Genomic DNA, 12537 nt, shown 5'->3' on the forward strand with positions numbered 1-12537 from the left:
CGCGTCTCTACAAAATCACAAAAAACTATGTATAAATCTGTTGAAGACACCCCGATTACGATGTATGAAATCAATCGAGGGCGCGTTGTCCGAAGCTTGGAATTTATCCAAGATGTAATTGTGATTTCTTTGTGTATCGGTTTATTTAGCTTCATGGTGCTTCAGGTGAGGGATATGTTTCTCTCTTTACTTCCGCCTCTAGATTTTCATGCTGTTACTGCCGATATTCTCTTTTTACTTATCTTAGTTGAGCTATTTCGATTGTTGATTATTTATCTGCAAGAACATCGAGTATCTATTGGGGTAGCTGTTGAAGTTTCCATCGTTTCCGCTTTGCGGGAAGTCATTGTTAAAGGTGTTTTAGAAACAAGTTGGAGTCAAGTTTTAGCAACTTGTGCTTTTTTATTAGTGCTGGGAGTACTACTATTTCTCCGAGTTTGGCTACCCCCTACTTTTGAAGGTATCGACCCAGAACAAGAAGTATCTAAACGCTATAGAAGCAGAGCCAAGTCTGAACTAACACAAACCAATGGTCATTAAAAATAGGGAGTGGGTAGAGACGCGATTAATCGTGTCTGAATCTTCTGCCATAATGCCCCATGCCCATATTAAGAGAGGTTATTATGTCTGCTGCCACATTAACGCCCAACCATAGCAGAGATGTACAAGTTGCTGAAATTGGTAAAAATACTCTGATTTTACGATCGCGGACTTGGGACAGACTAAAATTTGAGGTGGAATATTCCCGTCAACGGGGAACTACAGCGAATTCTTATCTGATTCAAGCTGATAAAAAGGCTTTAATTGACCCTCCCGGCGAATCTTTTACCGAAATTTACCTTGAGCAGCTAGCACAACGTCTAGATTTCATCTCCCTCGATTACATTGTTCTCAGTCATGTCAACCCGAACCGCAGAGCAACCTTGCAAGTATTGCTCTCTCTGGTTCCTCAAGCCACTCTCATTTGTTCTCGCCCCGCCGCCAATGCTCTCAAAGCTGCCTTTCCCGAATTTGAATCACCTATTCAAGCGATGCGATCGCAGGATACTCTAGATTTAGGACAAGGACATCTTCTATCATTTATCACCGTACCAACTCCCCGCTGGGCGGATGGGCTTTGTACCTACGATCCCGCCACAAAAATTCTCTATACAGACAAACTTTTCGGCGCTCATATTTGCGAAGATACTTTGTTTGATGAAGATTGGAAGGGATTAGATGCGGAACGTCGTTACTATTTTGAATGTCTCCATGCGCCCCAAGCAAAACAAGTCGAAGTAGCCTTAGATAAAATATCGCTTTTGGGAGCCAGATGTTATGCCCCAGCACACGGGCCAGTTGTGCGTTACAGCTTGAGTCGTTTTACTTATGATTACCGTCAATGGTGTCAAGGACAAAAATCTCAAGAATTGAGTGTCGCTTTGCTCTATGCTTCTGCTTATGGAAATACAGCAACTCTAGCGAATGCGATCGCTCAAGGTTTGATCCAAAATGGAGTTAATGTAGAATCAATCAACTGTGAACTAGCCGATTCTGCGGAGATTAACCGCATTGTAGAATCCTGCGATGGCTTGATTATCGGCTCACCCACTTTAGGCGGCCATGCACCGACTCAAATTCAAACTGCTTTAGGAATAGTTCTCTCGGTAGCGGCTAAAACTAAGTTAGCTGGGGTGTTTGGTTCTTACGGCTGGAGTGGCGAGGCGATAGATTTAATCGAAAGTAAGCTCAAAGATGCTAATTATCAACTAGGGTTTGAAACAATTCGGGTGCGTTTTAGTCCTACTTCTGAGATTCTCCAACAGTGTCAAGACGCAGGTGCTACCTTTGCCCAAAACTTGAAGAAAACCAAAAAACTTCGTAGTTCCCGCCAGATTGTCACAGAAACCCATGTAGATCGTACCGAACAAGCGGTGGGGCGAATCATTGGTTCTCTGTGTGTTGTGACAACTCGTGATGAAGAAACTCACAAAGGCGTTTTAACTTCTTGGGTATCGCAAGCAACTTTTAATCCGCCAGGAATTATGATTGCGATCGCTAACGAGCAAAATGCAGATTTAATGCATCATCCTGGCGATAAATTTGTGCTAAATATCCTTAAAGAAGGAAGAAATGTGCGGCGCTATTTTTCTCGTCATAGCACTTTAGGCGATAATCCCTTTGCGAATCTTGCCACAAAAACTGCTCTGAATGGTTGTTTGATTCTGAATGAGGCATTAGCCTATTTAGAATGTACAGTGCAAAATCAGCTTCAATGTGGCGATCGATGGTTAATTTATGCCGTTATCGATGGTGGTGAAGTGTTGGAAAATGATGGTGTCACGGCTTTGGAACATCGGAAATCTGGCAGCTATTATTAATCTGACTGTTCACTCGACTTCTTGCAGAAGTGGGGAAAAGGGTTAAGGTATAGAATTTTCCTTTACCCTTTAACCGAATGGCACTAAGAAAAAATACAGCTCTACTACACAAGCCTTTGGGCTTTTCTTAGTGCCATTCCCCTTTAACTATTAATATGCACTCCAACATCTTGCAAAAGTAACTTTTGCAAGATGTCTACTTTTATCTAGAAAACTTCTCTGTTTGTAGAGTTACGGTGTATAACACACAAGTCTTTTAGAGTTGCAATGCTATTGTTTTAGTTGCACGAATAGTCAGGTGATATATTTTAAGGCGAATTCTTGAATGTGTTCAATAGGGTAATGTAACGGGCATCATAAAATTATCAACTGTAAAATTTTTAATGCCTTTATACGAATGTTAATATCTTCCACTGCTTTGACATCGCTTGAGCTGGAGTCAGCGATTATTCGCAACCCGCTGATAGTTTCACCAAGTACATCTGTGATGGCGGCAATTGGTCAGATGAGTGGTAGTCATACGGTGTGTTCATCTTCAAGAGAAGCAAATATTGAAATTGAAGCCCTACAGCTTGAGGTGCGCTCAAGTTGCGTGTTGATTGTTGAAGGGAATCAGTTATTAGGCATTTTTACTGAACGAGACGTGGTTCGTCTTACTTCTCAAAGGCGAACACTAGAAAATCTGGCAATTGTTGATGTCATGTCACATCCAGTCATTTCCTTACACCAATCTGCATTTACTGATTTGTTCTTAGCTGTGAATCTACTCCAGCAGTATCGCATTCGCCACTTGCCCCTACTTGACCAAGACGAAATTGTTGGACTACTGACTCATGAAAGCTTGCAGCAATTGTCACGTCCAATAGACTTGCTGCATCTGCGCCAAGCGGGAGATGTGATGACTTCAGAAGTGATTTGTGCGGCTCCAAGTGTCTCGATGCTAGCGATAACTGGACTGATGGCAGAAAATCGGGTCAGTTCGGTGGTGCTTGTGGAAGAACTAGTAGCAGAAGGTCAACTCATACAAATACCGATTGGCATTGTGACAGAGCGAGATATTGTTCAATTTCAAGCATTGGAACTGAATTTTGAAGACGTTCAGGCGCAGGTAGTCATGAGTACGCCTGTTTTATCAGTCAGCCCTGAGTACTCTTTGTGGAAAGTTCAAGAGGCAATGCGGCAATATTTAGTTAAGCGGATAGTAGTCACTGGAGCTCAAGAAGAGTTGTTGGGGATAGTGACTCAGAGCAGTATTTTGAAAGTACTCAATCCAGTCGAGCTGACTAATTTAGTTGGAGTCTTGGAATATCATGTGAATCGGTTAAAAGCAGAAAAATTAGCACTCCTCCAAAATCGCAACGCCGAATTAGAGCAGCAAGTTCAAGAACGTACAGCTACACTCAAGGCAAAAGCAGAGCGGGAAAAATTAATTGCAACTATTGCTACTCAGGTTCGCTCTTCGCTCAACCTCCAGGATATTCTTAACACAACAGTTATTGAAGTGCGATCGCACTTCAACTGCGATCGCGTCATGATCTGGCAGTTTCAACCTGACTGGAGCATGGTTGTGGTTGCAGATTCCGTAGGCAATGATTATATTTCTTATCTGGGTAAACAGGTTTACGATAGCTGTTGTGCTACTAATTTGTTTGATTTATATTGCCACGAAAAAATTCGAGTTGTGTCTGATATCTACACAATGCAGATGAGTGATTGTCACCGAGAACTACTAGAAAGCTTACAGATTAGAGCAAAAATTTTGGTTCCGATTATCCAAGGTAACAACCTGTGGGGATTACTGAACGTGGTTGAAAGCTTTGCTCCTCGACAATGGGAAGCGGAAGAAATTGCTCTGGTGCAACAGCTTTCGACTCAGATGGCGAGCGCAATTCAACAAGCTACTGCTTATCAACAGCTGAAAACTGAACTTGCAGAACGGCAAAAAACAGAAGCGGATCTCCGGCAAAGCGAACAACGATATGCTTCTTTGGCTGCCGCCGTTCCAGTCGGCATTTTCCGAACCGATGCTCAAGGAAACTGTTTTTACGTTAATGAACGCTGGTGTTCTCTTACCGGACTAACTTCTGAAGAAGCAGCCGAAACCGGATGGATTAAAGGACTTCACCCCGATGAACGAGAAAAAGTTTTAAATAAGTGGTATTCTACAATTCGAGAAAATAGTCCTTTCCGACTAGAGTATCGATTTCAAAAGCCTGATGGCACGGTGACTTGGGTATTTGGACAAGCTGTTGCAGAGTACGATGCAGCAAGAAAAATCACAGGATATGTTGGTACAATCACTGATATTAGCGAACATATTGCTGTACTGCGCGATCGCCAAAACGCAGAAGAACAGCTAGTTTATAATGCATTGCATGATGCTCTAACCGACTTACCCAACCGTAACCTACTGATGAAGCGGCTAGAATTAGCTCTTAATCGAGCTAACCGCATAGAAACATATTACTTCGCGGTTTTGTTTCTCGACATGGATCGGTTCAAAATCATCAATGACAGCTTAGGGCATTTAACAGGCGATCAATTACTAACAGTTATTGCTCAGAAACTAAAATCCCAGATTCGCTCTGTAGATTTAGCGGCCCGGCTGGGTGGTGATGAATTTGTGATTTTGCTTGAAGACATCGACAGTATTGAAGAAGCCGTTGCTGTTGCTGAACGTATATTGGCAGAATTTCAAGCTCCATTAATGGTCAATAGATATGAAGTCTTTATCACCACCAGCATCGGTATTGTTTTAGGAACCAAAAATTATCTTCAAGCCTCCGATTTGATTCGAGATTCAGATATTGCTATGTATCGAGCCAAGAGTCAAGGTAAAAACTGCTATAGAATCTTTGATGTTGAGATGCACACTCAAGTACTTAAACGGCTCAATTTAGAAAATGACCTTCGTAAGGCTATCGAACGAGAGGAATTTATCATATACTATCAACCAATTATCGATCTAAATAGAAACCATGTTATTGGGTTTGAAGCTTTAGTACGCTGGCAACACCCCACTCGTGGACTAGTTCCTCCCTCTGAATTTGTTCCCCTGGCTGAAGAAACAGGGCTGATTGTTCCTCTTGATAGCTGGATGCTCTACACTGCTTGTCAGCAACTTGCGAGATGGCAAACTCAGTTCTCTGGTCAATTTCCATTGAAGGTTAGTGTTAATCTCTCTGTTCAAGACCTTCGCAAAGCCACTTTAGTTAAGGATGTGGAACGCACTCTAGCTCAGACAGGTTTAGATGGTAACAGCCTAACTCTAGAAATTACTGAGAGTATGCTCATTGATAATATCATTGAGACTATCAAGATATTAGAGCAGTTGAAAGCATTAGGAATTCAAATTAGTATTGATGATTTTGGGACTGGATATTCATCGCTGAATTATCTTCATCTATTACCTGCTGATACCTTAAAAATAGATCGTTCCTTTGTTAATCAAATGCACGAGGGAAGCCGGAATTATCAAGTTGTTGAAACTATTATTACACTCAGCAATCAACTTGAGTTAGAAGTGGTTGCAGAAGGAATTGAAACACGACAGCAGCTGCAATGGTTACAACAGCTAGGATGTGAATTTGGTCAAGGTTATTTCTTTTTTAAACCTCTAGATGTTGATGAAATTGAGACATTATTTATCAATTGAAGAAGTCAGAATTCAGGAGTCGAGCCAGGGACGCTCATTCGCTCTTAGCGTCTTCCCTTCTCCCAAAGGGAGAGAAGGGAGAAGACTTGCTATTTGTGGCGCTATCAGTCCGGGATTCAGACCCGCGACTGAATTGTTGCACCAATAAATCGGTGTTTCTGTGCAAGAGATAGTTATACCAATTTGAAAAATGATTGCGACAGATGTAAAACTGAAACACTTATCCAATGGATGTTGCACAATCCAAAATCTAAAATCCAAAATGGTATTACCTCTAATCCCTCAAAAATGAGCCGACGGTAAGTAACTTGTTAAGATGATGTTGGCTCATTTTGAGTCAAAGCAAACCATCACTGACCACCATTAGAAGCATGAAGCATCTGTCAGACTACAACTTCTTTGACCCAGAAGTGCTTGTGTGCCCTTATGAATTCTACAAGCTGGCACAGGAGCAAGCACCAATTATGGAGCTACCAAGTCCCACAACAGAAGCAAAACTCTTTCTTGTTACTCGCTATGACTTAGCGATCGAAATTCTTAAGGATACAAGAGTATTTTCTAGCAATTTCTCGACTTTACTAGCTGGCAAAGAACAACACGATCAGGAGTTGCAGAAAATTTCGGCTCTTGGCTGGCCTCAGATGAACACCCTACTGACGGCAGATCCACCAGAACACGAGCGATTTCGCTCGTTGGTGAATAAGGCATTCACTTCGTCGCGTATCAATAAAATACGTGACTTGATTGAACAGATTGTTAATGAACTGATTGACAGCTTTATCGATCGCGGCAAGTGTGAATTTGTCAGTGAGTTTGCCGTACCCTTACCGCTCAAAGTTATTGCTCAACAGTTAGGTGTGCCGCAAGCAGATTTGCCGAAGTTCAAGCAATGGTCTGATGCTTTTATTGCGCGTTTAGGTAACTTACTTTCTAGAGAGCAGGAAATCGAGTGTGCTAAAGATGTTGTTGCTTTCCAGCATTATTTTCATGATGTCATCGAGTCACGCCAAAAACAGCCTCAAGATGATTTGATTACTGACTTGGTACAGGCAAAAGTGGATGGAGAGCGATCGCTTGACACTGCTGAACTACTGAGTATAATTCAGCAAATATTAGTGGCAGGCAACGAGACTGTCACCAGTGCGATCGCAGGTGGGATGTTGTTGCTGACAAACAACAAAGAGCAGATGAAGTTGTTACAAACAGATATTTCCCTGATAGAGAACTTTGTTGAAGAAGTTTTACGAATGCAAAGTCCGACAGCAGGAATGTGGCGAGTTGTAACGGAAGATACAAAGCTCCAAGACGTCGATCTCAAAGCTGGGTCTTTAGTGATGCTCCGCTTCGATGCTGCTAACCGCGACTCGCTAAAATTTATTGAGGGTGAGCGTTTCGATGTGCGCCGCCATAATGCCAGCAACCACCTATCTTTTGGTCATGGCATTCATTTTTGTTTGGGTGCTATGCTTGCTCGTAAGGAAATGCAGATCGCATATCAGCGTTTGCTGCTACGCCTGAAGGACATTCGCTTGGCACAAGAAGGATACCAATATTTACCGAACGTACTCATGCGGACACTAAAGCACCTCTATATTGAGTTTGACAAGGCATCATGAACTACCAGTTCGGTAATAAATACTACTAGAATTTCGATAGGAGGTAAAAATAATGCTACGAACCATTGAAGGAATTTATAAAAACGGCAAAATCGAACTAGCTGAAAAACCACAAGGTATTACTGAAAGCAAAGTCTTTGTTACTTTCTTAGAAACAAAACCCATGACTTGGCCAGAAACTATTATGCAACATCAAGGTGTAGTAGAAAGTATTATTTTTGAGTCCTACCGAGACGAACTGCTACCACCTAACGAAATCGAGTTTTAATGATGGGTTATTTACTCGATACCTGCGTAATTAGTGATTTTGTCAAGGGAGAAAAAAATACTCTCAAGCTATTAAAGTCTACTACTCCCACAGATATTTTTATTTCCTCCTTAACAGTAATGGAGATTAAGTATGGATTAGCAATCAATCCTCAACGTGCCTTAAAAATCCAATCATTGATTGAAGCATTGTTAGGTTCGATTACGATTTTACCTTTTAGTGTGGAAGAAGCAGAACAAGCTGCCCAAATTAGAAGTATTTTGAAAACAGCGGGTACTCCTATCGGTTCTTATGATGTATTGATCGCAGCAACAGCAACTAACTCACAATCATATTGTTGTAACATCTAATATTCGAGAATTTCAAAGAGTAAACAGCTTGCAAATAGAGAATTGGCGTTCTTCTTAAATTACATATTAATGTATTGGAAATGGGGCTATAGGCTATTAATCGGATTTTTCGGGCTGTGGCTACTTCTGGATCTGGGTTCCCGTCTGGGAGCAGAGATTTTTTGGTTTCGGGAAGTCGGCTATCTCCAAGCATTTTTGTTGAGGCTGGTGACTCGTGGTATTTTGTGGGTAGTCGTGGCTGGAATAACTGCCGCCTATCTACTGCTAAACCTGGCTTTAGCACAACGGCTAAAATATTTCCAGTCTGTAAAGATTGAGCAAGCAGAAGTCAACAGTGAATTAACAAATTTTCTCAGTCCTAATTATCCAAGACGTAATGAAACCCAGATACTTGGGTCACAACGCTTTCAAACATTCAGATTGCGCTGGTTATTACCCTTAACTCTGATACTGAGCTTGTTGATTGGGTTAATGCTGGCTCACTATGGTCAAATTGCTCTTTTCTACTGGCATTCTCCAGTTAATCAGGCTATTCTACCCATTCCCGCCCTATTTCGACCGGAGACAATCTGGCAGCTTTTGAGGCAGATTGTCTCTCAAGTCTGGTATCTCGGTTTAATTGGGGGAGTAGCGATCGCCATCTTAATCTATCCCCAATTTTTACTCACTGCGATCGCAATTCTCTTCAGTCCCATTTTTGCTTTCATCATATTCCGACACTGGCCCAAGGTACTGCAATATTTCCACCCCACCCTTTTCAACAGCACTGAGCCTTTATTTGGTCGAGATATCAGCTTTTACGTATTTTCCTTACCCTTTTGGGAACTGGTAGAACTCTGGCTGATGGGATTATGTTTGTATGGCTTTGTCGCCGTTACCCTCACTTATCTCTTGTCGGCAGATAGTTTAAGTCAGGGGATTTTCCCTGGTTTTTCGCCCCAGCAACAGCGTCATTTATTCGGTATGGGTGGCTTGTTGATGCTGGTAGTGGCTCTGAGTTATTGGCTGAGTCGCTATGAACTGGTGTATTCTAGCCGGGGAGTGAGTTATGGTGCCAGTTATACCGATGTGACAGCCCAGTTGCCAGCTTACACCGTTTTGTGCGTTGCGGCAGTAGCGATCGCCTTTTACCTCCTTTGGCGAACGTTTTTCTGGAAACCCAAATCTCGGTATCGTCGCTTTGTCTTTTACGGGTTAGGGGTTTATTTAGTATTAGTTGTAGCTGCTGATGTTGTTTTACCTACTGTGGTGCAATATTTAATTGTCCAACCTAATGAGTTGCAACGAGAGCAACCCTACATTCAGCGGACTATTGCCTTGACTCGCCAAGCATTTGATTTAGAGGCGATCGATGTCAGAACCTTTAACCCGCAAGGAACATTAACTGAAGCTGACATTCAAAAGAATGACTTGACAATTCGGAATATTCGCCTTTGGGATCAGCGACCACTGTTAGAAACTAACCGTCAACTGCAACAAATTCGACCGTATTATCGGTTTCCCGATGCCGATATCGATCGATATACTCTGAAAACAGATGCAACTTCACGCCGACCCTCTGCCCCACAAAAGCTACCAGAACTTAAGCAGGAAGCAGTTGAATCAACAGAACGGCGGCAGGTACTGATTGCCGCACGAGAATTAGACTACACTGGTGTACCACAGGAAGCTCAAACATGGGTTAACCACCATTTAATTTATACCCACGGTTTTGGGTTTACTGTTAGCCCAGTTAATACAGTTGGGGCGGGTGGTCTACCAGAATATTTTGTCAAAGATATTAGCGGTGATAGTAGCGCTCTCACAACTTCCAGTAAAGCCATTCGTGAAAGTATTCCGATTGGGCAACCACGAATTTATTATGGTGAAATCGCCAATACCTATGTAATGACTGGCACAAGAGTTAGAGAGTTAGACTATCCTAGCGGTAGTGACAATGTTTACAACTCTTACGATGGTCTGGGTGGTGTTGAAATCGGTTCAGCATGGCGACGCTGGCTGTTTGCCACGTATTTGAAAGATTGGCAGATGGTGCTGACGCGAGACTTTTTGCCAGAGACAAGAGTGCTATTGCGGCGAAATGTCAAGGAAAGAATTCAAGCGATCGCACCCTTCCTAAAATTTGACAGCGATCCTTATTTAGTTGCTACTACCGCTAATCAAGATTTCCCCAGTAATCCCAGTTATCTTTACTGGATTGTTGATGCCTACACAACGAGCGATCGCTATCCCTACTCAGACACTGGTGGCGATGGTATCAACTACATTCGAAACTCGATCAAGGTAGTGATTGATGCTTACAACGGCAGCGTTAATTTTTATATTGCCGATCCCCACGATCCCATCATTGCCACTTGGTCAAAAATATTTCCCAACACCTTCAAACCGCTCAATACTATGCCAGTGACTCTCCGCAGTCATATCCGTTATCCAGTGGACTTCTTCAAAATTCAATCTGAGCGGTTGATGACCTACCACATGACCGACGCCCAAGTATTTTACAACCGGGAAGACCAGTGGCAGATTCCTAATGAAATCTATGGCACTGAACCCCGTCCGGTAGAGCCGTATTATTTGATTACTAGTTTACCCACCGTAGACTTTGAAGAATTTCTTCTGTTTTTACCCTATACTCCCAGACAGCGGACTAATTTAATCGCTTGGTTAGCGGCGCGATCGGATGGCAAAAACTACGGTAGGCTAGTGCTATATGTCTTTCCTAAAGAACGCCTGATTTACGGAACAGAGCAAATCGAGGCGCGGATTAACCAAGACCCAGTAATTTCTCAGCAAATTTCCTTGTGGAATCGCCAAGGTTCGAGAGCGATTCAAGGCAATCTACTAGTAATTCCGATTGAGCAATCGCTGCTGTATGTCGAGCCAATCTATCTAGAAGCAACACAGAATAGTCTGCCAACCTTGGTACGGGTAGTAGTGGCTTACGAAAACCGGATTGTCATGGCACAAACCTTAGAACAAGCATTGCAGGGAATCTTTAAACCAGAAGTTACACCAGCCCCGGCGATTATCCGTCCCTTTGAAGAAGCAGCCCCGCCAGGTTAAGCGATTTTAAACAGAAGTATTGGAAATATGGGAAATTTCCCCTATGCTGAAAAAACCTTCGATACTACGTTGATAAAGAAAGCAGCAAAGCTTTGAAGAAGCGTTAAAGAAGTCACAAAATCATCAATGCAACGCCTGATTGACTCGGCTTACTTGTCTGAAATATCAAAGCCCATTTGCTTGAAAAATGACAATGCCTTTCTCACCACAAGGGAAACTCATTGACTTAACGTCAATTCGATGAACCTCTCCCTCTCAACCTCCCTCTCCTACAAGGCGAGGGAGGAGCAACGAAAAATTCAGCTTTTTGCTCCCCTCTCCGACACGGAGAGGGGTTGGGGGAGAGGTCAAATAAGACTTGTCGAACTCACGTTGACTTAGTGTGCTTTAAGTCACACCAAGCAGCAATTGTAAATTAAAGGTTGTAACTATAATGGACGTGGATGAAATTCTCAAACGCTATGCTGCTGGAGAAAGAAACTTTCAGCGAGTAAATTTGCAAGAAGCAGAGTTAACGAATGCAAACCTCAGAGGCGCAGATTTTAGCGATGCCGATTTACGTCAAACACGGCTGGGTAAAACCAACTTCAACCAAGCATGTTTGCGGGGGGCCAACCTGAGTGAAGCGATCCTTTGGGGAATAGACCTAAGTGAAGCAGACTTGTATTGTGCCATTTTGCGTGAGGCTGATTTGACTGGGGCAAAGCTAGTTAATACACGCCTAGACAAAGCTAACTTACTAAAAACTAGTTTATGTGGTGCTAATTTGAATGGTGCAAAACTTTCTGCTTCTCTACTAATTCAAGCAGACTTACGTCCCAGTTCCAATCAACGCACAGATTTGGGATACGCGGTTTTAACTGGGGCAGACTTGAGCTATGCTGACCTGAGAGCAGCTTGTATACATCATGCCAACTTAGATGGAGCGAAGCTATGTCGGGCAGACCTGAGTCGAAGCATCCAGTGGGGAAATTTGGCGACAGACCTGAGTGGAGCCAGTTTGCAAAGAGCAGACTTGAGCTATGCAGACCTCAATGGTGCGATTCTGCGCAAGGCTAATCTACAAGGAGCAGACTTAACCGGAGCTATTCTCACTAACGTTGATTTCCAGGGAGCAATAATGCCCGATGCTACGGTTCATGATTGAAGGTAGCGATCGCATTAGTGAGCGCTTGCCAAAACTTAAATGGGTAGACCTAAATTATAGACATTAGAAAATTATTCA

The 12537-nt window shown here is 42.7% G+C and carries 8 protein-coding genes; all 8 read left to right on the forward strand.

What is annotated here, in order from left to right:
* Positions 1-27: 27 nt before the first annotated feature.
* The 8 genes from HWQ42_RS16270 to HWQ42_RS16305 all read left to right on the forward strand — a co-directional run bounded on the left by HWQ42_RS16270 (position 28) and on the right by HWQ42_RS16305 (position 12459).
* Positions 28-540, forward strand: a complete 513-nt coding sequence (locus tag HWQ42_RS16270; protein WP_292736910.1) for a phosphate-starvation-inducible PsiE family protein — start codon at positions 28-30, stop codon at positions 538-540.
* An 83-nt stretch (positions 541-623) separates the two neighbouring features.
* Entirely contained in the window at positions 624-2360 is a 1737-nt protein-coding gene (locus tag HWQ42_RS16275) for a diflavin flavoprotein (RefSeq protein WP_292813827.1), read from the forward strand.
* Between the two features lie 397 nt (positions 2361-2757).
* The gene (locus HWQ42_RS16280; RefSeq protein WP_292813829.1) at positions 2758-6015 is read left to right on the forward strand and encodes an EAL domain-containing protein; all 3258 of its coding nucleotides are present in this window, start codon (positions 2758-2760) and stop codon (positions 6013-6015) included.
* Between the two features lie 371 nt (positions 6016-6386).
* Positions 6387-7631, forward strand: coding sequence for a cytochrome P450 (locus HWQ42_RS16285; protein WP_292813832.1), 1245 nt, complete (start codon positions 6387-6389; stop codon positions 7629-7631).
* 52 nt (positions 7632-7683) lie between these two features.
* Positions 7684-7899, forward strand: a complete 216-nt coding sequence (locus HWQ42_RS16290) for a hypothetical protein (RefSeq protein ID WP_289799833.1) — start codon at positions 7684-7686, stop codon at positions 7897-7899.
* Positions 7899-8249: a PIN domain-containing protein gene (locus HWQ42_RS16295; RefSeq protein ID WP_292729918.1), complete on the forward strand. Its 351-nt coding sequence runs from the start codon at positions 7899-7901 to the stop codon at positions 8247-8249. The genes HWQ42_RS16290 and HWQ42_RS16295 overlap by 1 nt, the downstream gene beginning before the upstream one ends.
* Before the next feature lie 69 nt (positions 8250-8318).
* On the forward strand, positions 8319-11312 hold the full coding sequence (locus tag HWQ42_RS16300) for a UPF0182 family protein (protein WP_292813834.1): 2994 nt from the start codon (positions 8319-8321) through the stop codon (positions 11310-11312).
* A 433-nt stretch (positions 11313-11745) separates the two neighbouring features.
* Positions 11746-12459, forward strand: a complete 714-nt coding sequence (locus tag HWQ42_RS16305) for a pentapeptide repeat-containing protein (RefSeq protein WP_292729911.1) — start codon at positions 11746-11748, stop codon at positions 12457-12459.
* Positions 12460-12537 lie beyond the last annotated feature (78 nt).

Source organism: Nostoc sp. JL23 (genome assembly GCF_017115065.1).
GTDB classification, from domain to species: Bacteria; Cyanobacteriota; Cyanobacteriia; order Cyanobacteriales; family Nostocaceae; genus Nostoc; species Nostoc punctiforme_A.

Bases quoted from the DNA above. Each gene is read 5' to 3' on its own strand.
- HWQ42_RS16285 (WP_292813832.1), top strand. From the start codon at position 6,387: ATGAAGCATCTGTCAGACTACAACTTCTTTGACCCAGAAGTGCTTGTG.
- HWQ42_RS16300 (WP_292813834.1), top strand. From the start codon at position 8,319: ATGTATTGGAAATGGGGCTATAGGCTATTAATCGGATTTTTCGGGCTG.
- HWQ42_RS16275 (WP_292813827.1), top strand. From the start codon at position 624: ATGTCTGCTGCCACATTAACGCCCAACCATAGCAGAGATGTACAAGTT.
- HWQ42_RS16280 (WP_292813829.1), top strand. From the start codon at position 2,758: ATGTTAATATCTTCCACTGCTTTGACATCGCTTGAGCTGGAGTCAGCG.
- HWQ42_RS16290 (WP_289799833.1), top strand. From the start codon at position 7,684: ATGCTACGAACCATTGAAGGAATTTATAAAAACGGCAAAATCGAACTA.
- HWQ42_RS16305 (WP_292729911.1), top strand. From the start codon at position 11,746: ATGGACGTGGATGAAATTCTCAAACGCTATGCTGCTGGAGAAAGAAAC.
- HWQ42_RS16270 (WP_292736910.1), top strand. From the start codon at position 28: ATGTATAAATCTGTTGAAGACACCCCGATTACGATGTATGAAATCAAT.
- HWQ42_RS16295 (WP_292729918.1), top strand. From the start codon at position 7,899: ATGATGGGTTATTTACTCGATACCTGCGTAATTAGTGATTTTGTCAAG.